The organism is Candidatus Syntrophosphaera sp. (assembly GCA_019429425.1).
Lineage (GTDB): Bacteria > Cloacimonadota > Cloacimonadia > Cloacimonadales > Cloacimonadaceae > Syntrophosphaera.
In genome coordinates, this window is the sequence record JAHYIU010000029.1 from 1 (window position 1) to 26617 (window position 26617).

Annotated in this window: 20 protein-coding genes and 2 tRNA genes; 11 read left to right on the top strand and 11 right to left on the bottom strand. The window is 55.6% G+C overall.

Translation table 11 applies throughout. From position 1 onward, the window contains the following. Window positions 1-312: 312 nt before the first annotated feature. Window positions 313-2763 (top strand): signal peptide peptidase SppA, encoded by a 2451-nt coding sequence (gene sppA, locus K0B87_04530; GenBank protein MBW6514004.1) that lies wholly within the window; start codon window positions 313-315, stop codon window positions 2761-2763. A 404-nt stretch (window positions 2764-3167) separates the two neighbouring features. On the opposite strand, the gene K0B87_04535 is transcribed toward sppA, so the two are convergent. Then, window positions 3168-3956, bottom strand: a complete 789-nt coding sequence (locus K0B87_04535; protein ID MBW6514005.1) for a methyltransferase domain-containing protein — start codon at window positions 3954-3956, stop codon at window positions 3168-3170. 113 nt (window positions 3957-4069) lie between these two features. Between K0B87_04535 and K0B87_04540 the strand changes: the two genes are divergently transcribed. The 8 genes from K0B87_04540 to K0B87_04575 all read left to right on the top strand — a co-directional run bounded on the left by K0B87_04540 (window position 4070) and on the right by K0B87_04575 (window position 13291). Further along, window positions 4070-4927 carry a PHP domain-containing protein gene (locus K0B87_04540; protein ID MBW6514006.1) on the top strand — a complete coding sequence of 286 codons (858 nt, stop codon included), beginning with the start codon at window positions 4070-4072 and terminating at the stop codon, window positions 4925-4927. Next, a complete protein-coding gene (locus tag K0B87_04545; protein MBW6514007.1) occupies window positions 4912-5451 on the top strand; it encodes a hypothetical protein in 540 nt (179 codons plus the stop codon). The genes K0B87_04540 and K0B87_04545 overlap by 16 nt, the downstream gene beginning before the upstream one ends. Then, window positions 5448-6605 (top strand): pyridoxal phosphate-dependent aminotransferase, encoded by a 1158-nt coding sequence (locus tag K0B87_04550; GenBank protein ID MBW6514008.1) that lies wholly within the window; start codon window positions 5448-5450, stop codon window positions 6603-6605. The genes K0B87_04545 and K0B87_04550 overlap by 4 nt, the downstream gene beginning before the upstream one ends. Window positions 6606-6617: 12 nt before the next feature. Then, window positions 6618-7442 carry a 2,3,4,5-tetrahydropyridine-2,6-dicarboxylate N-succinyltransferase gene (locus K0B87_04555; GenBank protein ID MBW6514009.1) on the top strand — a complete coding sequence of 275 codons (825 nt, stop codon included), beginning with the start codon at window positions 6618-6620 and terminating at the stop codon, window positions 7440-7442. Continuing rightward, a complete protein-coding gene (locus K0B87_04560) occupies window positions 7435-8541 on the top strand; it encodes a pyridoxal phosphate-dependent aminotransferase (GenBank protein MBW6514010.1) in 1107 nt (368 codons plus the stop codon). Before K0B87_04555 ends, K0B87_04560 begins: the two co-directional genes overlap by 8 nt. Continuing rightward, window positions 8522-10108: an amidohydrolase gene (locus K0B87_04565; protein ID MBW6514011.1), complete on the top strand. Its 1587-nt coding sequence runs from the start codon at window positions 8522-8524 to the stop codon at window positions 10106-10108. The genes K0B87_04560 and K0B87_04565 overlap by 20 nt, the downstream gene beginning before the upstream one ends. A 45-nt stretch (window positions 10109-10153) precedes the next feature. Continuing rightward, window positions 10154-11533 carry an aminomethyltransferase family protein gene (locus K0B87_04570; GenBank protein MBW6514012.1) on the top strand — a complete coding sequence of 460 codons (1380 nt, stop codon included), beginning with the start codon at window positions 10154-10156 and terminating at the stop codon, window positions 11531-11533. A 672-nt stretch (window positions 11534-12205) separates the two neighbouring features. Further along, window positions 12206-13291, top strand: coding sequence for a hypothetical protein (locus K0B87_04575; protein MBW6514013.1), 1086 nt, complete (start codon window positions 12206-12208; stop codon window positions 13289-13291). A 103-nt stretch (window positions 13292-13394) separates the two neighbouring features. Here K0B87_04575 and K0B87_04580 read toward each other — a convergent pair whose 3' ends face one another. The 8 genes from K0B87_04580 to K0B87_04615 form a co-directional block, all read right to left on the bottom strand. Further along, window positions 13395-16193 carry a T9SS type A sorting domain-containing protein gene (locus K0B87_04580; protein MBW6514014.1) on the bottom strand — a complete coding sequence of 933 codons (2799 nt, stop codon included), beginning with the start codon at window positions 16191-16193 and terminating at the stop codon, window positions 13395-13397. Between the two features lie 342 nt (window positions 16194-16535). After that, window positions 16536-16611: transfer RNA gene (locus K0B87_04585), tRNA-Gly, on the bottom strand. 49 nt (window positions 16612-16660) lie between these two features. After that, window positions 16661-18199: a glutamine-hydrolyzing GMP synthase gene (gene guaA, locus K0B87_04590; protein ID MBW6514015.1), complete on the bottom strand. Its 1539-nt coding sequence runs from the start codon at window positions 18197-18199 to the stop codon at window positions 16661-16663. A 2-nt stretch (window positions 18200-18201) separates the two neighbouring features. Beyond that, window positions 18202-18828, bottom strand: a complete 627-nt coding sequence (locus tag K0B87_04595) for an MBL fold metallo-hydrolase (protein ID MBW6514016.1) — start codon at window positions 18826-18828, stop codon at window positions 18202-18204. Further along, window positions 18828-19823: a tRNA (5-methylaminomethyl-2-thiouridylate)-methyltransferase gene (locus K0B87_04600; GenBank protein ID MBW6514017.1), complete on the bottom strand. Its 996-nt coding sequence runs from the start codon at window positions 19821-19823 to the stop codon at window positions 18828-18830. Before K0B87_04600 ends, K0B87_04595 begins: the two co-directional genes overlap by 1 nt. A 114-nt stretch (window positions 19824-19937) precedes the next feature. After that, the gene (locus tag K0B87_04605; GenBank protein MBW6514018.1) at window positions 19938-20750 is read right to left on the bottom strand and encodes a hypothetical protein; all 813 of its coding nucleotides are present in this window, start codon (window positions 20748-20750) and stop codon (window positions 19938-19940) included. Window positions 20751-21268: 518 nt separating this feature from the next. Further along, a tRNA-Thr gene (locus tag K0B87_04610) sits at window positions 21269-21344 on the bottom strand. Window positions 21345-21346: 2 nt separating this feature from the next. Then, a complete protein-coding gene (locus K0B87_04615) occupies window positions 21347-22027 on the bottom strand; it encodes a hypothetical protein (GenBank protein MBW6514019.1) in 681 nt (226 codons plus the stop codon). 175 nt (window positions 22028-22202) lie between these two features. On the opposite strand from K0B87_04615, the gene K0B87_04620 reads away from it, so the two are divergent. Together K0B87_04620 and arcC are read left to right on the top strand one after the other, a co-directional pair. Then, window positions 22203-23516, top strand: coding sequence for a cyclic 2,3-diphosphoglycerate synthase (locus tag K0B87_04620; GenBank protein ID MBW6514020.1), 1314 nt, complete (start codon window positions 22203-22205; stop codon window positions 23514-23516). 85 nt (window positions 23517-23601) lie between these two features. Continuing rightward, on the top strand, window positions 23602-24549 hold the full coding sequence (arcC, locus tag K0B87_04625; protein MBW6514021.1) for a carbamate kinase: 948 nt from the start codon (window positions 23602-23604) through the stop codon (window positions 24547-24549). 26 nt (window positions 24550-24575) lie between these two features. On the opposite strand, the gene K0B87_04630 is transcribed toward arcC, so the two are convergent. Both K0B87_04630 and K0B87_04635 read right to left on the bottom strand, forming a co-directional pair. Beyond that, window positions 24576-25292 carry an NAD-dependent deacylase gene (locus K0B87_04630; GenBank protein MBW6514022.1) on the bottom strand — a complete coding sequence of 239 codons (717 nt, stop codon included), beginning with the start codon at window positions 25290-25292 and terminating at the stop codon, window positions 24576-24578. Between the two features lie 46 nt (window positions 25293-25338). Next, a partial coding sequence (locus K0B87_04635) for a T9SS type A sorting domain-containing protein (GenBank protein MBW6514023.1) occupies window positions 25339-26617 on the bottom strand: 1279 nt, incomplete at its 5' end.

A 26617-nucleotide genomic window follows, 5' to 3' on the forward strand; every position in this document is an offset into this window, starting at 1 on the left:
AATCAGTCAGGTCATGCAAATCTGCCTCAGTAGCTCCAGACACTACGACACCTCACCTTATAGAGCCGATCTGATCGAACCATGGCAGTTGAAAATCAGGCTGGTATAAAAAATGGGGGAATGCCAGAAGATGATTTCCATTGACAAGAAACAAGACACGCAAAAATTAACAAAAGATATCCTGGAACCATGTTCCAGGGTGTCTGAACCCAAGCGGGCCGGATATGGCAAAAGCCCTGCCACGAGCGAACACTGGCCCCGGCCCGTGTATCTGCCCTCAAAGCAAATGATATTGATATAAAGGAGACCCTGATGAAAGCAACAATTCTTATCGTGATGCTTATCCTGATGCTGCCAGCCCTGGCCTTTGCCCAGGATTGGAGAGACGTTAATCTCGGCAGCCTGGCCTTTCCCAGCGCCAGCATCGACAACCTGTTCGTCCCCATCGCCAATCCCTCGCTATTGGGCACAGGCACCGGCAGCGGCCTGGGTTGGGCGCATATGTTCGACGAGAATGAATTCCAGAAGCACTATTGGTTTTTCGCCAATCTGGATTACCTGAGCTATGTCTATGAATACACCCAAGACGGCGACAAGAGCGTTAATTTCCACACCCTGGCCACCGGTATGGAGTTCTTACCCAGGCACATTCTGCCCAATCTGTATACGGGAGCCAATTACCGCTGGAAGAACAACGAATTTGGCAAAGGGGCCTGGCGCACAGCCGTCACCTACAGGCCGCACGCGTCCTCATCGATCGCCTTCAACTGGGACAATCCTTACAAGGAAGCTCCCCAATACCATGCCGGGCTGGCTTTTCGCCCCCTGGCCTTCGTTAAATCGGCCAGGGATTACCGCCTGGAATTGAGCGCGGACATGGACTACAGCAAAGAGGAAGGCGAATATGGCTTCCGCAATCCCGTCCTGGGGATCAATACCCGGGTCTTTGATGGCCTGAACCTCGGCGCCACCTACAATCTGGACACCGAGACCGCCTTCCTGACCTTCAGCATCAGCGCCGGCAAGACCGATCTGGGCGCCCTCGCCTCCGTGCGTGAGAATGACAACTTTGCCATACCCTACGTTCATTTCACCGACGACGTGTTCTCGCCATTCCTGGGTTTGAAGGGCAGAAACTGGTACAACATGAAGCTCAAGGGCGACATCGTCACCTACAAGGCGCCCAAATATGAGCTCGGACCGGTTAAGGTCTTTTCCGGAGACGCCAAAAGCATCGAAGAGGTAATCGCCGACCTGGAAAAAGCCAAGAACGACCCCCAGATCAGCGGCATCCTGCTCAAGGATCCGAGCTTCTCCACCAGTTACGGTCTGAGGCAGGAATTGGCGGACGCGATCAGGGATTTCAAGGCCGGCGGGAAACAGTTCGCGGTCTACTACAACAACATCAGCAACACCGGATACATGTTCGCCGCCTCGGTGGCCGACCAGATCTATCTGAATCCGATGGGGAGCGTTGACCTGCGCGGATTAATGATCTCCAGTCCATATTTGCATGATCTTTTGGACCACCTGGGCGTGGATGTCATGAACTTTCGCAGCCACAAATACAAAAGCGCCGGCAACATGTTCTCCGAAGCGGAAATGACCGAGGCCGAGCGCGAGGTTTACGAATCCCTGCTGAACAGCATCTACGGCCAGTATGTGGCGGCGATGGAAACCGGCCGGGGTGAGAAACTGAAACAATCAGTGCGCGAAACCATCGACAACGGGCCCTATTTCCTGGCCCAGGACGCCCTGGACGCTGGTTTGGTGGACGCCCTGATCTTTGAGGACGAACTGGATAAACAGCTCAAGGAAGACTTCGGCTTCTCCAAACAGCGTTCCGAATTGCCCGATTATAAAGACTTCTCCTGGGCCAAGCCCAAGGAAAGCCTGATCGCGGTCATCTACGCGAGCGGCAACATCGTGATGGGGAAGGGCACCCCGGGCACCAAGATCGCCCAGGAAACGACTGTCAAACTGATCAGAGCTGCCCGCAACAACAAGAACTACAAGGGAATCATCCTCCGCGTGGACAGCGGCGGCGGCTCGGCCCAGGCTTCCGACATCATCCTGCGCGAACTCCAGCTTGCCCAAACCGATAACAAGAAACCCGTGATCGTCTCCATGGCCGGAGTGGCCGCTTCCGGCGGATATTACATCGCCTGCGGGGCGGACAGGATCATCGCCGATCCCGCCACCCTCACCGGCTCCATCGGCGTGATCGGGATCTCCTTTTCCCTGCCCAGGCTATATGAGAAGATCAAGGTGAACCTTTCCACCGTCAAAGTTGGCGAGAACGCCGATTTCGGCTCGACCTCACGTCTTTGGACGGAGGAGGAAGAATCCCGCATGACCAGATTCATCGAGACGGTTTATGACGATTTTGTGGGCAAGGTGGATTCCGGCCGGGCCAATCTGAGCCTGGAAGAGGTCAATGAACTTGCCCAGGGCAGGGTTTGGACCGGCGAACAGGCCCTAGCCAATGGATTGATCGACGATCTTGGCGGGCTGGATAAAGCCGTCGAGCACATGCGCGACCTGACCGGCATCAAGGGCAAGATCACTCTGGTGGACGCCACCACGCAGCAAAAGGGATTCGCCGTCCAGATGAGCGGAAACCCCTTTGGCGGCCTGCTGAAGTCCGGCGCCGTGGATACCATCTTGGGCGATTATGTCAAACTCTACGAACTCTACAAAGACTTTCAGAACGAATCGGTGCTGATGCTTTGCCCCCTGGGAGCAGCATCCATCCAATACTGAAGCCTCAGATAGGCCAATAAAGCGATAAAAACAAGGCTCTCTTTCAAATCGAGTGGGTGATTGGCGCGTCAAATCCGGATTGAACAAGCAGCGGGTTGCCGATCTGGAGAATCGGCAAAGGCAGCAAGGCTGCCTTCAGAAGCGGTCAGCAGACCGCTGTGGCAAATCGGAATATGCCACCCCTCTTTGCCCCAGATGAAAACCTGACCCACTCAGTTTGAAAGTGAGCCAAAAACAAGCCGTCCGTTGATCCCAATTCAGCGGGCGGCTTGTTTTTTCCTGATCATCCGTCCCTTATTCCCTGCCCGTTCGTCTCTGGGACGCCTCGCGCCGAGTAACCGCCCGTTTGGCGGGTAGTGGGCGGGAGGCATTCGGGAGGCGGGCGTTCAGAATATAAGGGCGGATCAGGATTTTTTGCGGGCCACGATGATGAGCCCGGTCCCGGTCTTGTTGTCGGCTTTCAGATCGAGGCGCATCAGCAATTCCGCGATGGGGAAGAGGAGGATGTAGTAGATAGGAAGAAAAAACAGGCTGAGCCTGCTTTTCTGGAGCCAGGTAAGCGGGTGTTTGATGAGCAGGCGCCAGGCCAGGCCGCCCCAGGTTCCGTAACTGTAAAGGCTTTCCAGGATTTCGAAACCGCAGCCCTCGAGTTTTTGCTCCAGTTCAGCCTTGTTGTAGCCCGGGCGGACGTGCTCTTCCGTGAATTGGGCCGCCTCATCGGTATCCGAGGGAGTCGAGATGATCAGGATCCCCTTTTCCGCCAAACAGTTGTGGAAATTCCTGAGCACGGCGATGTCGTTTTCGATGTGTTCCAGGATGTCGATGGCGGTGATCAGGTCATAGCTGTTTTGCGGCGTGAAATCCTGCAAGTCGGCCGTTTGACAGGAAAAGCGACCGGGGAAGCGGGAACGGGCGAAATCGGCAAAATCGGCCAGATAATCGCCTTTCAGGTCGCTGGCGAAAACCCTGGAATCCGGCCAGCGGGAAAGGATATGCCAGGAATACTGGCAAAATCCCGCCCCTGCATCGTAGAAACGCAACTTTTCGTTTCCGGAGGCGTATCTGGCCAAACAGCGCTTCACGTAACGCTGACGCAGCAGCAAGAGGTCCAGGCAGCGGTAGAAACAGGTCCTGGCCATGGGGAAAATCCTGATCAGGCTGGCCGCGCGGTCTTTGAGCGGATCGTATTCCATGAGTTCTCCATTTTTTACTGCGATATCGTCCGGATTCCAAAGGGGACCCGGACAAGCAAAATAATCATTGACGATTTTGCAGCAGCCAGAATTACGTCAATAGAAAAGAAATTATGATAGTACAAGAAATAGATCAAATCAAGCGCATAAACCTCCATCTGCATACCAATGTCTCAGATGGGGCTTTCAGTCCAGCGCAGTTGGTTGAGCGCAGCCGGCAAATAGGACTGGACCTGATCTCCATAACGGATCACGACACGGCAGACGCCTACCGGCATTTGCCGCGGGATTACGCGCCCTTGCGCATTTTGCCCGGGATGGAGATCAGCTCGACGCATGAGGAAAGCGACGTGCACATTCTGGCCTATGGCTGTGACTTCAACAACTCCGCCCTGATCCAGATGATGGAGATGTACCTGATCGGCAGGCGTGACCGGGCTATCAGGATGATCGAGATCCTGGCTGAACTGGGGCTGGAGATCACCCTGGACGAGGTGGTCAAAGTGGCCGGCAGCCGCGAACTGATCGTGCGCCCGCACATCGCGCAGATCCTCGTAAACCGGGGCTACGTGCGGAACAAGAACGAAGCTTTCGACAAGTATATCGGCAACTACAAGCCCGCCTACGTCCCCAAGCCGGAATTGCCGGTACCGGACGCGCTCAAGATAATCCACGACGCTGGCGGCCTGGCCTTGATCGCGCATCCTGGCAAGCTGGTCAAATCCAGTTACATCGAGGAATTCATTGCGATGGGCATCGACGGGCTTGAGGTCTGGCATCCGGATCACTACCAGTTCGAGGTCGAATCCTTCATCGACATCTGCCAGAAGAACGGGCTCTACATGAGCGCGGGAAGCGATTTCCACGGCGAACTGGACACCCACAACCTGTTCGAATCCGTTCCAGCCAACGGGGCCGTTTTGGAAAGCGTGAACAAGCTTTGGAGGGAATACCTGTGCCGCAGGAATTGAGGATCCAGTCCGTCCGCGACCGCATGCCGGTGCGCTATCGGGTCAACCCGATCGTACGCGTTCCGGCGATGATCTTGCACACCCTGCTCGTGGGCTGGAGCCTCTGGGTCCTGTTCAGCTATGTGCGGGCCGATTCCGCCTGGTGGATCAAGGTCCTGCCTTTGGTGGTGCTGTTCGTCTCGCTGGATTCGCTGTTCCGCCATCTCACCTCGCTGAACGCCGTGATCTTCACCCCAGAATGCCTCTGGCTGCGCTACATCCTCAAACCACCCGTGGCCATCGAATATGACCGGATCGTGAGCCTGGAACTGCGCAAGGTGCTGACCTATTATGTCTTTTTGGGCTTTACGGACCGCTCCGGCAAAAAGAGGCTGATCAAGACCCAGGCCTCCTTTCCCCGCATGATCGAGATCATGTACAACATTGCCGACCTCGCGCCGCAGATCGTTATGAACGAAGAACTAAACAAAATGATCGAGGTGATCCGTAACATCAAGAACCGTCAGGAGCAGGCCGAACAATGAACTACGATTTCGACCGCGTGATCGACCGCCGGGGCAGCGGCTGTTTCAAATACGATGCCCTGAAGATGCTCTATGGCAGGGACGATCTGATCTCGCTCTGGGTGGCAGACATGGATTTCGCCGTCTCGCCGGCCATCACGTCAGCCCTGCAGAAACGCCTGGACCATGGAGTGTTCGGCTACAATTTCCATCTTCCTGAGTTCTACGCGGTGGTGGCAAGCTGGGTCGAAAGAAGATACGGCTTCCACGCGGAGCGGGAATGGATGCTGAACAGCCCCGGGATCATGCCAGCGGTCAATCTGGCGGTGCGGCAGCTTACCCGGCCGGGCGACGGGATCCTGATCCAGACTCCGGTGTACCGTCCCTTTTTCAATGCCATTCAGGACCACGGACGGCAGCTGCTGACAAATCCGCTCCTGCTGAGAGATGGCAGCTATCAGATCGACTTTGACGACTTTGAGCAGAAGCTGAAGCAGGCCAAACTCTTCATCCTCTGCAATCCCCATAACCCCATTGGCAGGCTGTGGCGGGAGGATGAATTGCGCCGGATGGGAGGGCTTTGCAGGAACTACAGTGTTCCGATAATCAGCGACGAGATCCACGCCGATATTGTCTATGATGGCGGTAAAGCAATATCCGTAGCCGCTTTGGAAGATTTCGCCGATAACAGCATCTGCTGCGTTTCTCCGGCCAAATCCTTCAATCTGGCCGGTCTGGCCAGCGCGGTGGTCATCGTCAAAAATCCCGCCCTGCGCGAACCTCTGGCCTGGATGATCGAAAAACTCCACCTCTATCTGGGCAACAGCTTTGGCATCCAGGCTGTGATCGCGGCCTATCGCGATTCGGACGACTGGCTGGCTGAGCTGCTGGCCTATCTGCAGAGAAACCGGGAATTCCTGCTCGATTTCTTTGCCACACAGCTGCCCCAGCTGAAGATGATCAAGCCGGACAGCACCTATCTGGCCTGGATCGACTTCCGCGCTCTGGGACTGGATGATGAGGCCATCAAGGATATGTTGGTCAACAAAGCCCGTCTGGCGCTTGATCCCGGGCTCAAATTCGGGGTCGAGGGTGCAGGTTTCCAAAGGCTCAATTTCGCCTGTCCGCGCTCCGTGTTGGCTGAAGCCATGCGGCGCCTCAAACAAGCTTTATAAAGGGGTTTTACCATGCAAGAAACCATAGTTGCCTTATATCAGAAAAATCCAGGGGACTACGTATCTGCAGACCGTGACCTGTTCGCAGCGTTCATCAAAGCCTTGGAAGAAGGGACCATCCGGGCTTGCGAGCCTTCCGGCACGGGCTGGAAAGTGAACCAGTGGATCAAGATGGGCATCCTCTGCGGTTTTCGCATGGGGGTGTTGACCGCGCTGCCCTGGAGCGCCGACAAGGTGTTTTTCGACAAGGATACCCTGCCGGAAAGGGTTTTTACCTTAAAGCAGCAGATCCGGATCGTACCCGGCGGAACTTCCATCCGTTCAGGAGCTTACATCGCGCCCGGAGTGACCGTCATGCCCCCTTCCTACATCAATGTGGGCGCTTGGGTGGATAGCGGCTCCCTGGTCGATTCGCATGCTTTGGTGGGTTCCTGCGCCCAAATCGGTAAAAACGTCCATCTATCCGCCGGGGCCATGATTGGCGGGGTCCTGGAACCGATCGGGTCCCGTCCGGTGGTGGTCGAGGACGATGTTTTCATCGGTGGCAACACCGGCATCTACGAAGGGATCCTGATCCAAAAAAAGGCCGTGATCGCCTCCGGAACGATCATCACGGCCTCCACACCCATCTTCGACTCGGTGCATGGCGAATTTCTTCAGCGCGATTTGGGCGGCTCCTTCACCATCCCCTCCGGGGCAGTGGTCGTTCCTGGAAGCAGGGAAATGAAGGAGCACAAAGGATTTGGAGTCTACTGTCCCGTGATCATCAAGTACCGGGACACAAAAACCGACAGCGCGGTGCAATTGGAGCAGGACCTGCGTGCTGTGCTTGACTGAATCGCGTCGGCTGCAGCCGATCGAACTTTCCCTTATCCGCCGGGTGCTGCATTCCGCTCCGCCTGGCGCCATCAATCTCGCTTTGGGGGAGTTGGGTTTTCCCCTGCCAGAGATATTGCGGCAAAAAGCATTGGATCTGCTGGCGCAGGGAACCCTGGTTTACACACCCAACGCCGGGATTCCCGAACTTCGCGCAGCCATCGCGGCCATCTATCCCGGCTGTGACCCGGATTCAGTCTGCGTCTGTAACGGGGTGGAGGAAGCGGTGTTTGTCACCCTGCTGGCGATCCTCGATCCGGGTGACCGAGTGGCCATCCCCGACCCCGATTACCCGGCATATTCTGCAATATGCAAGATGCTGGAAGCCAATGTTATAAGGCTACCTTTTGAAAGTAATTTGTTAAGTGTGGATTGGCACAAATGGGAGCAACTGCTGGCCGATGGGGTCAAAACGCTGGTCTTCAGCCATCCCAGCAATCCCTGTGGCCACGTTTTCACAGAGCAGGAAGCGCGGCGCCTGGCCGGGCTTTGTTCACAGCATGGCATCGTCCTTGTGGTTGACGAGATCTATTCCCGGCTGTTTTTCAACGCTCCTCCGCCCGGCTTCCACGGCCGGATGGAGCCTTCCTTCATCCTCGGCGGCCTATCCAAATCCCACTGCATGAGCGGATGGCGGCTGGGCTGGATCGTGGCCCCGCCAGGATTCTCGGCCGCGGTCATCAAAGCCCGGCAATATGTTTCCACCTGCAGCAACTGGCTGTCCCAGCATCTGGCAGCGTATGCCTTATCAGACGATGGAGGCAGGGCCGCCGACGAGGTCATGGGCCAGTTACAAGCCAGCCGCGATCTGGCATTGGAGAAACTAAGCCCCTGGCTCGACCGGGTCCTGGTTCCCTCCGCCACGCCGTATCTGTTGCTGAGAGTGGAGGGCGACGACCTGCGTACTGCTTCCTATCTTGCCCGGAAAGGAGTGATTTGCGTTCCCGGTTCCGCCTTTGGGGAAGTTTCCCGAGGCTGGCTGCGGATCAATTACGCGGTCGACAAACAGCAACTAACCACAGCTTTGGACATCATCCACGATGAACTATATCTTCACTAAGGCCCTGATCTTTCCCATGGAATTGCCTGGTCCGGCGGTTTATGATTCGCTGCTGGTGCAAGACGGCAGGATCGCGCTTCTGGGCTCGTTGAGCGATTGCAGGTCTGCCGCCGGGGGAAAAGCTGAGATCATCGATCTGGCCGGAAAAGCCTTGTTGCCGGCGTTGACGGACACCCACACCCACTACACGGAATTTGCCCAACAGAGCCTGCAACTCGATCTTTCCGCCTGCCGGAGCATAGCAGAGATCAGAAATTGCCTCAAAAGCTATCGCGAGCGGCAGCGAGAACTGCCGGCCTGGGTTTTGGGCGGAGCTTGGGATAAAAACCGGATCGACAGCCCGCAAAACATCAATGCCGCCCTTCTGGACGATTTTTTCCCGGATGTGCCGGTAGCGCTTTACAGCAAGGATTTTCACAGCCGCTGGTGCAATTCGGCTGCCCTGCGCATTGCCGGAGTGGATGAATCCAGCCCCGATCCCGTCGGTGGAAAATACCAGAGGGACACGGCCGGCAACCTGACCGGCATCCTGTATGAGACGGCGTCCGAACTGCTGGAGCAATTCATCGTTCCGCCCAGCCGGGAGATGGTCTTGGATGCTTTGGCTCAGGCCACGTCCGGGATCCATAAACTCGGACTAACAACGGTCCACAGCATGGAAACATCGCGGGGAGCCGAGATTCTTGAGCAATTTGTCCGCGAAAGCCGGTCACTGCGTGTTTGCCGGCACTTTTTCCTGGATGAACTGGATGCGATGATCGGGCATGGGCTACATTCCTACACGGGTGACGAATGGTACAAACTCGGCGGCGTGAAGCTTTTCGCGGACGGCTCTTTGGGCTCGCAGACAGCCGCCATTTTCGCGCAATATCCAGGTTCTGACGGCAACAGGGGCATCCTGCGCCATTCCGAAGACGAGCTTTTTCAGATCGCCAGCCGCGCCGCCGAACACGGAATTTCCAGCACCATCCACGCCATCGGCGACCGCGCCGTGAACGCCGTCATCAACGCTTTTATCCGCCTGCGGGATAAATATCCCGAGCAGGGCCTGCTTTCTCGGATCGAGCACGTGCAGTCGATCGCCCCGGACGACATTCCCCGCCTCGCCAAAAGCGGAGCCTATTGCGCGCTGCAGCCTGTCCACCTGGCCAATGACATCGACATGATCGGCCAGTACTGGGCCACCTTGGAGCAGGAAGCATATTGCTTCAGATCGCTTCTGGACCAGGGAATTCCCTTTGGCTTCGGCTCCGACGCCCCGATCGAAACGATCAACCCCTTTCATGGCATCTACAGCGCCATCGCCCGCAAAAACAGGCTTGACCCCAAAGCAAAAACCTGGCTGCCGGATGAACGGATAAGCCTCCACGACGCCCTCTACGCCTACACTTTGGGCGCGGCGAAGGGCTCGGACGCGCAGCATTGCGCGGGCTCGCTCAATCCCGGCAAGCTGGCCGACCTGATCGTGCTGGAGGATTTCACCCGCCTGCCTTGGGAATATTGGCTGGAAGCGGAATCCAGGCTCACCATGCTGGGCGGCGAAATTGTCTGGAGCGCAGGTATCTGACAAAATGAAAATGCAATAAGAATATATAAACCAAGGAGCAAACAAATGTCCAAATTAGGCTTTGATTTCCCAACCGTGCCTCGCCACACCTTCCTCTTCGACCTGGAGGAAAACTGGTATCTGCCCTTGCTGGCGCAAAAGAAGGGGATCCCCATTCAGCCGATCAAGCGCAGCAATTTCGGCGAATATGAGATGGCCGTGAATTACCTGACCTCCGTTCTGGAAGAGGCGGCGGCAGTGCAAAAACTGGCGATCTACAACATCGACCACATGGCCCAGATCAGGTTTAGCGGACAGGACGCGCCTGCCCTTCTGGACCGGGCTTTGGCTGGCCGGATGAGCGAAATGAAGGTCGGTTCCTGCAAATATACGCTGCTGCTCAACGAACGGGGCGGAGTGCAGGACGACATGATCCTGATGCGCCTCTCCGAGACGGAATACATCGCCGTGATCAATGCCGGGCACGACATCACTGCCACGGTCAACGGCCATGAACTGATCGCGGACATCGACCGCATCATGGGCCGGAAACTGCCCGGCGAGGACGTCTCCGCGCAAGACATTTCAGACCAACTGGTCAAGGTGGACATCCAGGGCCCGCTATCCTTCAAACTGGTCAAATCGATCTACGGGGAAGAGGTGCTCAAGAACCGCAACCAGCCGGAAAAGAACATGAACTACTTCAGCTTCAACGAGTTCGAGCGGGAAGGCCAGAAATATCTCATCAGCCGGACTGGATACACCAACCGCTGGGGCTGGGAGCTCTATATCCCGGTTGCCAACGCGGCCGAGGATTTCAAACGGATCGTGAGCTCGGCCCTGGACCTTGGCGGACTGCTGGTCGGCCTGGGCGGCAGGGATGAAAACCGCATCTCGGCCGGGCCTTTCGGGCTTCCCCTGATGGGCAGCGAATACGATCCGGAGCATACACCGGTCAACGCGCCGCTCTTCGAGGCCGCGGTCGACATGAGCAAGCCGGATTTTGTGGGCAAAGCCGCTTTGGAAAAGGAATTGGCCGCCGGAGCAAGCAAAGCGCTGATCATCTTCGTGGCCGAAGGGATCGCCTCCCACCGCAAAGTGTACAGAGATGGAAAGTGCATCGGCAGCGTCACTTCCAGCATCAATTCGCCCAATCTTTCCCCGGAACAGAGGCTGGCGATCGGTTCCAGCCGCAAGAACGTCAATGCCGAGGAAGGAAATGCCGCCATCGGCTTGGCCTGGCTGTATGAAAACCCCTTCCAGAAAGACGCCGAGGGCAAGCTGATCGCAGAGCAGGATGGCGCCCCCATCCGCATTCCCGTGCAGTTCTACCGTTTCGATGCGGCCGAAAACCCCACCGGTTCGCCGCTTCTGGGCTATCTCACCCTGGAGGGGATCACCCCCGCCACAGCGCCAAAACCGCTCAAGAACATCGAAAACCTATAGAAGTCACTATCTAAGCCTAGCCAAGGCCTCAGTATTGAGTAGTCATAGACGCACCCGTCTATGCAACACCGCAGGAGTTTGCCAGATCGACGGCAAAACCCTGCGGGCTGCCGCAGACGGGGACTTCTGCCGCCCCTCTGTCCTAATGTCCTTGCTTTTTCGTGCTTGGTCAAGAATGGTTGCCCCGGCTGGTTCACCTGCCCTGTTGGAGCTTGAGCCAACAATCCATATCGTCTTGCCATTCATGATGATACAAATATCTCTCCTGTGTCGCCCCCCTTATCAATACGGTGTTAATACGGACTCATTACGGACAAAGTCCGTAGTGAGTCCGTAATGATAGCGTAATGATAGGGAGAGCGCCGGGGCAAATATAAGCCCGACAGTGGATAATAATGCGGCAATGAATGGTGCTCGCCATGATGAAGGGCAGTCCAAACAGTCCGGAGGATACTTTAAAAAGAAACGGGGAGGCATTCGTTTGCCTTCTTCCGACCGGTCTGATGCCGTCATCCGGAAACCTGAAAATCTCCCCCTCACATTCATTCCGCAATCCTATCCGATCACCCCACAGACAATTAAGACTGGATTCGGAGCAGAGGCCGGTTTTTTCATGCAGGATTTGGAGAGTGGCGAGTATTATCTATAGAGATGATACCACAGGAGGTTATCATGAAAACTAAGATGCTGCTCGCCATCTGCCTGATCTTCTGCAGTGGCCTGCTCGGTGCCCAGACCATGTACGGAGCTTTCAAGATTGAAACCACTCCCCGTGGCGCTGATGTAAACCTAACAGACATAGACATGTACCTGTGTTCGACGCCGAGCCCGGTCTATCCAGTTTTCATGGATGAATACATGGTGCTCAGATCTGGCATTCCCGGCCGCGAGATCAACCTGATCATCACCCGGAAAGGCTATGAACCAGTTGAGACGACGATCTTTGTTCCCTTTCTTTACACCGATGAAAGGCAGGCCCTGAGAAACCCGACCGTGTTCAGGTTTCAACTGGCCCGGGACCGGTATGGAGCCCATATTCACATCTGCAATTACTATACCTACTCTTATCCCCGTCCCCGGCCGGTGGTGTGGTATGTACCCTGGCACGTCTGGTATCCAACCTGTGTGGGCGGCTACATATATCCGCCCCCTCCGCGACCTCCAAGGCCTCATAATCCTCCTCACCACCCCGGCGGCGGGCATGGCGGCAGCGTAAATCCGCCTCTTCCTCCCGGCGGCGGGCATGGCGGCAGCCACGGCGGCGGAAGCAATCCTCCGCCTCCACCAGGCGGCAGCGGCGGAAGCGACGATGGGATCAATCCACCTCCTCCACCCGGCGGCGGTGGCAGCAATCCTCCCGGCGCAGGGAGCGGTGGTTACTACAACCCTTCCGGCCAGGTTGGCAGCAGTAAACCGTCAAATACCAAGTATGCCGGAAAGAGCAACACGATCAGCACCCCGACGGCCAATTACAAACCACCGGCCACTTCAAGCGGCAGCAGCAAAGCGCCCAACACTTCCGTGGCCAGCAAACCGGCAAATGATTCCCGCTCTGGCCATGTCCTCAATGGCTCCAGAGCTCAAAACAGCAAGCCGCCGGCCACATCTGTAAGCAGTAAAGCGGCTGCTCCAGGCAACGGCAAAACAGCCAACGTCTCTTCCGGCAAGGTGAGTAATAATGGCGTCAAGGCGGATGAGGACACGAAGAAACAATCTTCCGGCTTCTTGCGCCAACTGCAAAAATTGACAGGAAAGTAACCCCCAAAATTCGAACTTGAGAAGAGTTGAATCGGGACAAAAAAACCCCGGGTACATCCCCCGGGGTTTGTTTTACTACGTAGGTTTGGGGCTGGATATCAGGTCATTTCATCAGGACCATTTTCCGGGTGCTGCTGTATTTGCCGGTGGTCATTTTATAGAAATAAACCCCGCTGGCAACGGGTTTTCCGCCCTCATCCCTGCCGTTCCAGACAACGCTGTGGCGGCCGGATGTAAAATCCTGTTCCACAAGTGTCTTCACTTTCCGCCCTTTATGGTCATAGATGTCGATCTTCACGGGTGCAGGCTCCTTGAGAGCGAAACTGACGGAGGTTTCCGGATTGAAGGGGTTGGGGTAGTTTCCCCGTAATTCCGTGACCAGCGCTGGGCTGCCGGGATCGTCGTTGCCAACGTAATTGACCTCGACGGTTATGGTTGCCGGCTCGGATTGGCCGGTTGCGTAGAAGGCGATAACGCAATAGAGATAGGTCCCGTTGGCAAGGTTGTGATCGGTGTAGGACGAGGTCTCCGGGTCGGAGAATCCGGCGATCAGCTCCCAGTCACGCAAAACCTGGAAGCCAGTCAGGAAATCGGCCGCGGGAGGCGTCCAGGTCAGCGTGACGTCGTTTTCCACAACTTCAGCGGCGAGGTCCTGGGGAGGCAGATGCGTCGGAATGGCAGGCACGGCCGTGATTATCTGGTTTGGCAGGGTGTGGGTGTGGTCGTCGTAGACGGCGGACACGAAGTATTTATAGGCCTGGCCGTTGACCACGCCAAAATCGGTGTAGCTGGACTCTGTCGAAGAAACCTGGGCGACGGGATATCCGTCACGCCAGATCTGATAGGCCGTGGGGGAGGGCTGGGTGACGACCGGAACCCAATACAGGGTTATGGATTGGTTGTTGGGTATGGCGTACAGGTTGGGGGGGAAACCGTAGTCGATGTCGTTGAAGCGGTTTTCCAGCACGCCCCGGGCGCGGGTGGCAATGAATACCTGATTGGTGCTGCTTCCCCATGCCATTTGCCAGATGTTGGCGCTGGCTCCCAGGTTTTGGGTCAGGGAGCTGGAGGTCGCGCCTTCGTCCACGCTGTAGCTGAGGCCGTTGTCCTTTCCGGAGATGACCTGTTGGCCAGGTCCGCTCAGGACGCTCCAACTGAAGCCGGGCATACCGGCCAGGGCATAGGTGGCTCCGTTATCGGTGGATTTGTATACTCCGGAATTGCTCGAAGCATAGATGATCTGTGGCTGCGTGCCAAGCTGCGGGCGGACCGAGACCATCGGCTGATAGGTCGTGCTTTCCATTCCGGTCGAGGCGGTGAAATTGATCCCGTCGTCGGAAAACCAGACCGCGGTGGCGCTGCCCTGATAGGAAAGGAAGATCCGCAGATTGCCCATCGGACCCCGTCCCAGCTTCAATCTGGGGGCAAAACCCCACATTCCGCCCTGCGCGACGGTCCAGTTCTGTCCTCCGTCCTCAGTGTACCTGATCTCGCCAATGGCGGTGCCCAACCAGAATTTGTCCGGATCAGTGGGATGGACCTCGCAGGCCGAAACCTGGGTGCCCTGGTAATACACATAGGTCCAGGTGTTTCCGCCATCCAGGGAAGTGTAGGCCCCGTCGAGGGTGCCAGCCAGCATCCGTCCGGATTGGTAGAATTGGTGGTTGGTGGGGGCCAGTTCATAGACCATCCAGTTGCCCAGCCCGTTGACCATCTGATCCCAGGTGTCGCCGTTATCGGTGCTGCGGTAGAGTCCGCTACCCTCGGTGCCGCCCCAAAGTTCATTGGTGTCCGAATAATAGGCCAGTCCGTGCACCAGGGCAAGATTGAGTCCTGTGTGCGAGGCCACGACAGGTTCATCATAACCCGTGGCCCGGAAGATCCCGCCCCAATGGCCCAGAAGCGCTCCGGCGCCGGTACCTGTTCCGCACTGCCAGGTCGACTGCGGCACTTGCGGGGAGACGGGCTGCCAGGTTTGGCCCTGGTCGTTGCTCTTCATGATGCCGCCCGCGTTGGAACTGGCATAGAAAACTCCATTGTATTCCGCGATGCTGCGATAGGTGCCAGAAGTTGCCAGCGTCCAGTTGGCCCCACCGTCGGTGGTCCTGTAAACACCACCTGCGTGGGCAATGAGGCTGAACAAGCTGTCGGCGGGGGAGATGTACATGCCCCAACCATCGCCACCGGGGCCCCAGGGCGTCCAGGTCTGGCCATTGTTGACGCTGGTCATCACGGAACTGGCTGAGCTTCCCATCACCACGAACATCCTTTCCGGATTGGCCGCCGAAGAGGTGAACATCCGCATAAAGCCGTTGTTCAGGCCCACTTGGGCGAAGGTGTTGCCCCCGTCGGTGGAGACCTCGATCCCTACGTTGCCGGATTTTCCCACCACGATGGTGTTGCCGTTGTTCGCTTTGACTCCGACGCCGAGGATATAGGCCGTGGAGAGGGCCGCCAGATTCCAAGTCAGCCCGTTGTCCTCGCTTTTGTAAAGCCCGTTTCGGGCTCCGGCGTAAAAAGTGCCGGGTTGGGAAGCGGAGGCGGCCACGGCGTTGTATTGCTTGCGGGGCAGGGTCGTTGGCTGCCAGTTTATCCCCCCATCCAGGCTCATGTAGACCCCGCCTTCCACCGCCGTCAGGCTCGAGCCACAGGCCGCGAAGACACGCAGATTGTTGGCTGGATCGGTAACCAGCCCGCGCACGTTTCCGCCCCAGGGGCCGGATCCTGTCCAGGAACCAACGTCACGGGAGGATTCCGCGGCTTCCAATGCCGGGGCTAGATAATAGGGATTGAATTTTGTGTGTGACGGGATCTCTTCCCCCGTGTCCGGGCAGACAAAGGCTGCGCCTGCGGCCGCGGAAAGCGCGAGTATCGCCAGAACCGCCAAAATTGTCCTTTTCATATCATATCTCCTTATCGGATGTTTTTTTATGTTGGACAAATCACCCAATACGTTTCCGGGATCGATATGTCAAGCAATAAATAGCGCCCATCCTCAAACCAGGAGGCAAATTCCGGTCTATCCGCCAGATATTCCGCCCCTTGGTTGCCTGTACGTATCACGCCGGATAAGCTCCTGCCGGGCGGTCATCCGGCGGGAAACTTGCTGGAGGCGTATTAGCAGGATTTTTGGAAGTAATGACTGGCGGCATAGTCAAAACTCTCTGCTCGACAGCAAGCCATTAGCCATGGATGGCATAGAAGCTGGGGAAGAGGTCCAATCGTTAAGCAGATGACGAAAAAATGGAGCGGGCAACGGGACTCGAACCCGCGACCCTCAGCTTGGGAAGCTAATGCTCTACCAACTGAGCTATGCCCGCTCACGGAGGCTAAAAAGAATCTGGAGGCTATTTTGTCAAGGGGATTGTGTCATTCCCATTCGATGGTGGCCGGAGGCTTGGAACTGATATCATAAACTACGCGGTTAACTCCGTCCACTTCATTGATGACGCGGTTGGAGACCCTTTTGAGGAAAGCGAAGGGAAGTTCGGTCCAGTCGGCGGTCATGCCATCGACGCTGTTCACGGCCCGCAGGGCGCAGACGTTGTCGTAGGTGCGTTCGTCGCCCATCACTCCGACGCTTTGGATGGGCAGCAGCACGGCGAAGGCCTGCCAGGTCTTGTCATAGAGGTCCCAGTTGCGCAGTTCCTGGATGAAGATCTCGTCAATCGCCTGGAGGGTTCTGACTTTGACGGCATCCACCGCTCCGATGATGCGTACGGCCAGACCGGGCCCGGGGAAAGGATGTCTTCCGATCAAAGCTTCCGGCAAACCAAGCTCGCGGCCAACCTCGCGGACCTCGTCCTTGAACAATTCTCTGAGGGGTTCAACCAATTTCAGGTTCATTTTTTCCGGCAATCCGCCCACGTTGTGGTGGCTCTTGATGGTTGCGGATGGACCTTTGAAGGAAACGCTTTCGATCACGTCCGGATACAGAGTGCCCTGGGCCAGGAAACCCGCGTCGGGATACTTGGCAGCTTCTTTCTCAAAGACCTCGATGAAGGCGGCGCCGATGATCTTGCGCTTTTGCTCGGGATTTTCCACTCCTGCCAAGCGCTCCAGGAACAAGCTCGCAGCGTCCACAAAATCTATCTTGATCCCCGGCACAGCGGCAAAGGCTTCGCGCACCCTTTCGGACTCGCGATGGCGCATGCAGCCGTTATCCACGAAGATGGGGACCAATTGGCCGCCGATAGCCTTGTGGAGCAATACTGCCGCTACGGAAGAATCCACTCCGCCCGAGAGGCCGAGAATTACCTTTCCCTTGCCGACCTTGTTCCGAATGGCTTCGATCGCTTCGGTGATGAAGCTGCCTGGCGTCCAATTGTTTGCGCAGCCAGCGATCTGGACCGCGAAATTGGCCAGGATCCGTTTGCCGTTGCTGGTGTGGACGACCTCGGGATGGAACTGCAGGGCATAGATTTGGTCCGACTGGTGGGCGATGGCGGCATGGGGCGCGTTGGAGGTGGAGGCCAGGGTCACAAACTGCTGGGGGAGTTCTGCCAGCGAGTCGCCATGGCTCATCCATACCTGTTCTTCTTGGGACAATCCCGCAAACAATGGATGCCCGCCGTTGATCTGCAGCTTGGCATAGCCGTATTCCCGGTTGTCATGGCGCTCGATCTTTCCGCCGTAACGCGCGGCAATCAGTTGCATTCCATAGCAGATGCCCAGAATGGGGATGCCCAGGTCCCAGATGACGGGTTCGGGCTGGGGCGCTCCAGGTTGGAAATGGCTGAAAGGGCTTCCGGAGAGGATTATCGCCTTGGGGCGCAGGGCTTTGATCGCCTCTGAATCCATGTTGAAAGGATGGATCTCGCAATAGACGTGCAGGGAACGGATGGCCCGGCCGATCAGTTGGGTGTATTGAGAGCCGAAATCGAGGATGAGGATGGTGTCGTGGGTCAATCTTACCTCACAAAGGGGTTGTTCTTCTTTTCCAGGCCGATGGAAGTGCGGGGTCCGTGTCCGGGGAAAACGATCGTGTCATCAGGCAGGGCGAAAAGCTTAGTCTTGATTGAATCTATGATCTGGGCGTGGCTGCCGCTGGGGAAATCCGTGCGCCCGATGCTGAGTTCGAACAGCGTGTCGCCGCTGATGAGGAATTTATCCGCCAGCAGGCAGATGCAGCCGGGAGTATGGCCTGGAGTGTGGATGATCCGTATCAGATGTTTTCCCAAACTGAGATCCATGCCTTCTTCGGCCAGAACATCCGCGGGTTGGCAGTCCACGGGCGTTCCCATATATTCGCTGAGGTTTCTGCGGTTATCAGTGAGCAGGTGGGCGTCCGCGGGATGGATCATCACCGGGCAGCGCAAGGCCTTTTTGAACCAGGCGTTACCGCCGATGTGGTCTCCATGGCCGTGGGTGTTGACAATGTGGCTGACCTTGAGACCCAGTTCCCCGATCCGCAACAGCAAGTCCCGCGAGGGGGCGGCAGGATCGATAAGGAGGGCGGTCTGGGATGCGTCATCCCAAAGCAGCCAGGTGTTGGTCCCGTAATCGGGCAGCAGAATATGGCCTTCAATTTTGAGCATCAAAGTTCCTTGTCGAGAGAGATCAGATATGGCCTGAGCAGCGGCTCGGCGCATTTTTCCACACAGATTTCGCGGCTGAAGTTCTTGTCAACCCCATATTTCACAAATCCCGGCGAAGGCGCTTTGGAGCTGTAGGCCAAAACGATGGAAGCGGCCAGGGCTATGAGCTTTGCGGAAGGATCGGGATCGGTGAGCAGGCCCAGGGGTCCTTCCGCATCCCTGATCATGAAATACATTCCGGGAAAATTTTCGGTTTCCAAGCCCTGATTGTCTGCTTCAGTCCGGCCCACGATCAGTTTGATCCGTTCATCGAGACGGAAATGCCTGCCCCAGCGGAGCAAGCGGATGTTGGCTGCGCTGTCCTGGCCATGTTTCACCAGTTCCCTGAGGCGCAGCGTGAAATTCCTGTCCGTGAGCAGACATCCTCCTCCGGGAGGGGGATAGGAGAGGCCGAACTTCTGCGCCAGTTCCATTTGTTGGGTTCTGCCCCGGCCATGAATGGCCAGCATCTGGTTTTTATCCACCCAGCCTTCACGGATGGGTTTGGTATCCGGGAGCAGTTTCTGTGAAAGGGGGCGGATGATGAGGTCGCCGATCCCGCTCAGTTTGTTGACGGCCTGGAGAGCGTTGCGGCGCTGGGACATGGGCCGCTGGCCCAGAACTTCTCCGGAGATCAGGAAACTCGCTTCCAGCTCCTCCAGCAGCAAGCCCGCCTGGTGGAACATCATGGCGTGGCAATCGATACAGGGATTGAAATTCTTGCCAAAGCCGTGCACCGGGTTTTCCATCATTTTCAGGTGTTCTGGGGTGATGTCCTTGATGATCAGCTTCAGGTTGTTTTCAGAGGCTGTTTTGACCGCCTTTTCCGGAGTGATGTAGGGAGCGCTGAAAAAAACCGGGATCACCGTGTATCCCAGCTCCTGAATCCATCTGACCGCCAGGATGCTATCCAGGCCACCGGAAAAGAGGGCTATGCAACTGCTTGTTTTGTCCATTGTTAGTGTCAGGGCATTGCGTTGGGAGTATTTGTCTGTTTACGATGGCCAAATAAAGAGGCTCTCCATAGCGGGGAGCCTCCTTGTATCATTACGTTGTTACTCAGGGTCGCGTTACTTTTGAAGATCCTGGTTGATCGTTTCCATGACCCTGGCGACGTTCAACTTGCGGGATTGGCCATTATCCTTGCCAAAATTCCACCATTCATATCCGTCATAGCTGACGCCAACCGTCAGGACCTTGTTGGAATTACGCATCTTGTAGGTGATTGCATTGACGTAGAAGCTGAACTCTTCAACCGGTAGCAGTTCCTGCCAGAAAGTGGAATACAAGAGATGGTTTCTTTCCGAACCGGGAACCTGCCTGGTGTAATACTTGATCTGTTCGTCCCCGTGTATAGCGGCTTCAATGAGTTGGAAATTGGGATCGATATCGCCGATAATGGTCCAGTTCGGGGCATAGTTGTTGGTTTCAATGAACTGGGCGGTGGGACCATCTACCTCATCGGGCAGTTGGCCGACTTCGATCGTACCCCGGTAGAGCTTTTCATTTGCTCCGGGATTTTTGGTGATCTTATAGCTGACCGGTTGATTGGTGTTCAACTCGACGTAGGTATCAGCGAAATAGATTCTGCCTTTGGTATAGCTGTCACAATAGGCCATAGGCACATCGACGTTATTGATCGTCAGAGTAGCTTCGGTGTCGATTCCTTTGACAGTAAACCAAATCCAAGCCCGGGTATTACCCAGCTTATCCGCGTAATCATAATCGAGGTCAAACCACAGCACGTGGTCATAGTCCCATAGATAAGGAGAGACGTTCTCAAAGTTTGGAGTGGTGGGTTTGTCGTCCGAAGAACAGGACATTGCCACAAACAAGGTCAGTCCAAGCGCGACAAGAAGGAAAAAACGGAGGTAGACTTTCATTTCTTTACTCCTTTGTATTAAATTAAGGTAGCCATAACTTCACTATCATTATAAGACATTATAGCCGGAGAGGGCTAAAATGTCAAGTATTATAATCGATTTCCATAGTATCAAGGCCCGAGAACAAAGGCGCACTCTCAAACAGAGTGGATACCGGCCCTGAATCCATCTTTCCTTACTAAAATTTAGACTGTCCACCTCTTGGGCGTTTCCCGCCGGATTCCCGCCCGCCTGGCGGGTATTGGGCGGGAAACGTAAGCGAAACCAGTCAACCACAAAAATGGGGAAATCGCCAGAGTTCAGCGCCGAGTTTGAAGCAAGGTGAATCAAGATCAAGCAACACTATGATGGGTCAGGGTGTTTATTGAATCCGGGCATTGGGGTTCACGCTGGAGATTTACGCGGGAAGGTCAAGATCACATACGGAGACTAAACCCGGATGGAATGATTTTTTTATGAAAATGAAAAGCGGCCCAATCCGACAAAGTGGCGTCTGTACGGACCGGACCGCCATGCGTTGGAGCTAAATGGCGGATTCGAACCGCCGACCTGCTGATTACGAATCAGCTGCTCTACCAGCTGAGCTAATTTAGCTGTTAATCCCTAACCAGCCTGAATGAACTGGGGTGTTCAACAGTTTCTATGAAAGTAATGGAGTGGATCCTGGAATACTGCTTGTCGATGTGGGCCGCGTAAGCGTTGCCTACCAATAAGGTCATGTACGGTATGGTGGTCAGCTTGAGTTTCACCTTGCTGCCTGTGCTGATGTTGCGGGGATACCAGAACTGATTCGCGTCCAGGCCGGTGGAGAGTTTTTGGGTTTCGTCAAGTTTGAAGGGAGGTATCCGAAGATAATACCAGAGCCTGAAATGCACAATCTCAGGCATTCTATCATAATTGTCCAGCGACAAGCCGTAGAAGATTGCCGGGCTGTCCCAGTTCAATAACTCAGGTTTCGTCAATCCAGGTACGAAATGCTCAGGCATCAGGTTGCTGACCAGATAGTGGCTGCCATATTGGCCGGAAATCGTGGTAGATTGGAACTGTGCATCCCTCTCCAGGAAGACGCCATAGTGGTATGCGGGGTCAAGCTGGCTCTTGGGGATGTCGAAATCAACTTGCACATACAGCCTCTGAAGCTCCGAGGAATAAAACGTGTCCAGCTCGTATTCCTCGGCTTCCAAGAGTTTAAAATACAATGCGTCAGCGTCATTCTGGGCCCTCAGCCCTGACGCCAGCAACAGTGCAAGGATAAATATCACTGATATTCTACGCATGTTAAACTCCTTTTTACATAGTATAGTCAAGTCAATGTTTAAAACAATCTGAAATACGTCAAGCGATATCTTCACATTTGATCTCTTGGGCTGTTGATTTTTTTCCTTGACGCAAAATACCAGCCCCAAAATCTGACTAGAAAGAAATAAATCAATATACATCAAGGAGTAACAAATGAAACGCAGAGTCATTATCATGGGTGCAGCCGGCAGGGATTTTCACAACTTCAATGTCTATTTCCGGGATAACCAGGATTACGAAGTTGTGGCTTTTACCGCCACCCAGATCCCCGGGATCGACGACAAGAAGTATCCCGCCGAACTGGCCGGAAGCCTCTATCCCAAAGGCATTGACATTCATCCGGAAGCTGAGCTGAAAAATCTGATCCAAAAACATAAGGTCGATCTGGTCATCCTGGCCTACAGCGACCTGCCCCATGAAGTGGTGATGAACAAAGCATCATTGGTGAACGCCGCGGGCGCTGATTTCATGCTGATGGGCACTCAAAACACCATGGTCAAGACAAGCAAACCCCTGGTGACGGTTTGCGCGGTCCGCACTGGCTGCGGCAAATCCCAAACCACTCGGGCGGTCATCAAAGCGTTGAAAGCCAAGGGATTGAAGGTCGTTTCCATCCGCCATCCCATGCCTTACGGCGATCTGGTGAAACAGAAGGTCCAGCGCTTTGCCGAACTCAAAGACTTGGAAACCCATAATTGCACCATCGAGGAGATGGAGGAGTATGAACCCCACATCATGATGAACAGCATCATCTATGCCGGCGTGGATTATGAAGCCATCGTACGCGAAGCCGAAAAAGAAGCCGATGTGATAATCTGGGACGGCGGGAACAATGACATTCCTTTCTACTTCTCAGACAAACAGTTGAACATCGTGGTCGTCGATCCTCACCGTCCGGGCGACGAGGTCAGCTACTATCCCGGCGAGACCAATCTGCATCTGGCGGACGTGATCGTTATCAACAAGATCGACAGCGCCGACCTGGATGACATCAATGAAGTGCGGGCCAATATCCGTTCCATCAATAAAAAGGCCCAGATCATCGACGCGGCCTCGCCCCTGGGTGTGGACAAACCCGAGATCATCGCCGACAAGCGCGTTCTGGTGGTGGAAGACGGGCCCACGCTGACCCATGGCGAAATGACCTACGGCGCCGGTGTGATCGCGGCTGAAAAATACGGCTGCGCAGAGCTTGTTGATCCCCGCGAATGGGCGGTGGGAGAGATCCTCGCGACCTTTGAAAAATACCCCGACATTGGCATCCTGCTTCCGGCGATGGGTTACAGCGACCAGCAGATCAAGGATCTGGAACATACGATCAACACAACCGATTGCGAGGGTGTGGTGATCGCCACTCCGATCGACCTGCGCCGCCTGATCAACATCAAACACCCAGCCTGCCAGGTCACCTACGAACTGCAGGAGATCGGCAAACCTACCATAGCTGACGTTTTGAAGGATTTCTAAAGCCAAATCTACTGGCTTGGATAACATAAACTTGGGGCAGATTAAACATCTGCCCCACAGCTTTTCAGAATATCAAGAGGACATGATGACAAAAACAGCAGTTCTTGCCCTGGGTGGCAATGCCATCATCAAAGCCGGACAAAATGGCACCATCTCAGAACAGTTTGCCAACACGAGGGATTCCCTGAGCGGGATCGTGGAATTGATCCGCCAGGGATACAAATTGGCCATAACCCACGGTAACGGGCCACAGGTGGGGAACTTGCTCCGCCAGCAGGAAGCCGGGGAAAAGGAGGGGCTCGCGCCTCTGCCTTTGGGAGTATTGAACGCGGCGACAGAGGGTACCATGGGCTACATGATCGAACAGAGCCTGCAAAACCGCCTGCTCCTGAGCGGCATCAACAAACAGGTCATCACGATCATCTCCCAGGTGGTGGTGGATAAAAACGATCCCAGCATGCTGAACCCGACCAAGTTTGTGGGCAGCACCTATTACACCGCGGAGCAGGCCGCGGAGCTGAAGAGCTCACTGGGCTGGACACTCAGGGAAGACGCGGGCAAGGGTTTTCGCCGCGTCGTTCCTTCTCCGATGCCACAACAAATCATACCGGCGGAAACGATCAAGGAGCTGGTGGAACGGGGTGAGATCGTGATCGCCGTGGGGGGCGGTGGAATTCCCGTATACATTGAGGAAGACGGGACCTACGAGGGCGTGGATGCCGTGATAGACAAGGATTTTGCCAGCGCTTTGCTCGCCCTAAACATAGAGGCGGACCGCTTCGTGATCCTGACCGGAGTGGAGAAAGTCGCGATCGATTTTGGCAAAGAGACCCAGAAAGATCTGGATGTTCTTTCACTCCAGGATGCCAAACGGTACTATGAGGAGAAGCAGTTCCCGGCCGGCAGCATGGGCCCCAAGATCAAGGCTGCCATTGACTTTCTGGAGCGGGGGGGGCAGGAGGTCCTGATCACCTCGATCGAGAAGATCGTGGAAGCTTTTGCCGGCAATACCGGCACCAGGATCGTGCCCTGATTCTTACAGAGAGACCTTTCAATGAGCTAATCTGCCCTTTGTAGCCATTCTTTCACCAGGCGGGGCAGGATCTCGCCGGCCCTGCCTTGGTGAAACTCATCAATGAACTCGCGGTTGACCGTCGGATCAAGATTCACGGCCATGGTTTTGGCGCCCAGATATTTGGCGGTCATCACAAAACCCGCCGCGGGAAACACCACTCCGCTGGTTCCCACGAGCAAAAACACATCGCAATTCTGCAACAGCCACTCGATCTCCTGCATCTGATAGGGCAGTTCGCCAAACCAGACAATGTCCGGACGCAAGGCTGAAGCGCACTGGGGGCAGGCAGGGACTGGAGCTTGGGGATCAATTTCTGATATAGGATATTTGGCGGTACACCGGGTGCAAAAACATGCTTCGAGGGAACCGTGCATTTCGATCGGATTCTTGTTCCCGGCCACCTTATGCAGGCAGTCCACATTCTGGGTGATCAGGTTGAAGTTGCTTCCCAGGTATTCTTCCAGTTCCACCAGAGCATAGTGCCCGGGATTGGGTTTGGCTTTCAAAGCCTGTTCCCGGCGGGCTTTGTAGAAGCGCCAGACCATTTGGGGATCGCGCGAGAAAGCTTCCGGCGTGGCGACATCCTCCATGCGGTGGTTTTCCCAGAGCCCGTCACCATCCCGGAAAGTCTTCAGGCCTGATTCGGCGCTGATTCCCGCTCCGGTCAGAACAAGCAGACGAGTCGCTTTGTGGATGATCATCCTTGCTTCCTGGTGATCCTGGGCTTCTCTCTGTTATCCCTGCCGCTTATTTCATCAGCATCATTTTGCGGGTCTTTTCGTTGGATCCGCTGTTGAGCCGATAGAGGTAGATGCCACTGGAGACAGGTCTGCCAGAATCATCCAAACCGTTCCAGATGACGCTATGAGAGCCTTTGGGAAGATCCGAACCGAGCAGGGACCGCACTTTTTGGCCTTTGACATTGTATATTTCCAGCCTGACGGGTGAGTTCTCAGGCAGGTCAAATCTGATCGTTGTGGTGGGATTGAAGGGATTGGGATAGTTCTCGTGTAGCTCGAACCTGATGGTTTGGACGATGGTCTCGCCGTTGGAGACAAATTCGCTTTCCACATAAACATCGTCTATATACCAGCCTTCTCCGCTCACATATCCGTCCGAGCCAAACAGGTAGCGGAATCTCGCCGTTCCCTGGTAGCTGGAAAGATCGAAGCTCGCCTGGGTCCAGTCAAAGGTGCCGGAATACACATTGGTACCGGCGGGGAAGGGGGAGGCGGGGTTGCTGTAGATGCTGTAGGGATAGCCGCCCACCGGGGTGATCTGGGTCCAGGGACCGTTGTCGATCGAGATCTGGACCAAACCTCCGTCCCAGGCGTATTGGGGCGTGGAATGGGTTTCGGCGTCCATCCAGTGGTGGAAGTAAAGGAAAGAGCCAAGTCCCAGCGGGATCTCAGGACTCACCAAAGCCCCGTAGGCCGAACCGGAATAGTCGCTGGTCCCTGCTCCGCCGAACTTCATGGAATAGATGCCGTTGGGGGTGAAGTTGCGGGCGTTGCTGCGATGCCACTGGTTGACAAAGTTGGCGCTGGGGGCGTTTACGGACCATCCGCTCATGTCTGTTTCGAAATTGTAGTTTTGCATCCCGATATAGAGCACGAAATTGCCTTCCAGGGTGTTGCCGTTCTCGGCTCCCAGCATATAGCCGATCAGGGCGGAACTGCCGGATTCCGCGTTCGGGGAGACCTGGACGCTGAAGACGTTTTCATACACGGCGAAGCTGTCAAAGCCGATGGGGGAGAGGACGACCTCATAATCCGAGATCGTCACGTTGGGATCGTCGCTGAACAGGATCAAAAGCGGGCTGTAGGCGTTTCCCGTGCCTGTATTGTTGACGATCAGGTTGAGGTGGGGATTGTCGCCGGGCATGATCAGGCTGGTATCGCTCATGAACTGGTAGGTGTCGATGCTGAGGGCCGGAGCGTTGAGGATCAGGGCCACAGGCGTGGTGGCGGTGTAGGAATCGAAAGTGCAAACGAAGCTCATGTAGACGATGCTCTGATCGGCGAAA

Excerpts from the sequence above, each read along its gene's own strand:
- sppA (MBW6514004.1), top strand. The coding sequence starts at position 313 with ATGAAAGCAACAATTCTTATCGTGATGCTTATCCTGATGCTGCCAGCC.
- K0B87_04535 (MBW6514005.1), bottom strand. The coding sequence starts at position 3,956 with ATGGAATACGATCCGCTCAAAGACCGCGCGGCCAGCCTGATCAGGATT.
- K0B87_04540 (MBW6514006.1), top strand. The coding sequence starts at position 4,070 with ATGATAGTACAAGAAATAGATCAAATCAAGCGCATAAACCTCCATCTG.
- K0B87_04550 (MBW6514008.1), top strand. The coding sequence starts at position 5,448 with ATGAACTACGATTTCGACCGCGTGATCGACCGCCGGGGCAGCGGCTGT.
- K0B87_04555 (MBW6514009.1), top strand. The coding sequence starts at position 6,618 with ATGCAAGAAACCATAGTTGCCTTATATCAGAAAAATCCAGGGGACTAC.
- K0B87_04565 (MBW6514011.1), top strand. The coding sequence starts at position 8,522 with ATGAACTATATCTTCACTAAGGCCCTGATCTTTCCCATGGAATTGCCT.
- K0B87_04570 (MBW6514012.1), top strand. The coding sequence starts at position 10,154 with ATGTCCAAATTAGGCTTTGATTTCCCAACCGTGCCTCGCCACACCTTC.
- K0B87_04575 (MBW6514013.1), top strand. The coding sequence starts at position 12,206 with ATGAAAACTAAGATGCTGCTCGCCATCTGCCTGATCTTCTGCAGTGGC.
- K0B87_04580 (MBW6514014.1), bottom strand. The coding sequence starts at position 16,193 with ATGAAAAGGACAATTTTGGCGGTTCTGGCGATACTCGCGCTTTCCGCG.
- K0B87_04595 (MBW6514016.1), bottom strand. The coding sequence starts at position 18,828 with ATGCTCAAAATTGAAGGCCATATTCTGCTGCCCGATTACGGGACCAAC.
- K0B87_04600 (MBW6514017.1), bottom strand. The coding sequence starts at position 19,823 with ATGGACAAAACAAGCAGTTGCATAGCCCTCTTTTCCGGTGGCCTGGAT.
- K0B87_04605 (MBW6514018.1), bottom strand. The coding sequence starts at position 20,750 with ATGAAAGTCTACCTCCGTTTTTTCCTTCTTGTCGCGCTTGGACTGACC.
- K0B87_04615 (MBW6514019.1), bottom strand. The coding sequence starts at position 22,027 with ATGCGTAGAATATCAGTGATATTTATCCTTGCACTGTTGCTGGCGTCA.
- K0B87_04620 (MBW6514020.1), top strand. The coding sequence starts at position 22,203 with ATGAAACGCAGAGTCATTATCATGGGTGCAGCCGGCAGGGATTTTCAC.
- arcC (MBW6514021.1), top strand. The coding sequence starts at position 23,602 with ATGACAAAAACAGCAGTTCTTGCCCTGGGTGGCAATGCCATCATCAAA.
- K0B87_04630 (MBW6514022.1), bottom strand. The coding sequence starts at position 25,292 with ATGATCATCCACAAAGCGACTCGTCTGCTTGTTCTGACCGGAGCGGGA.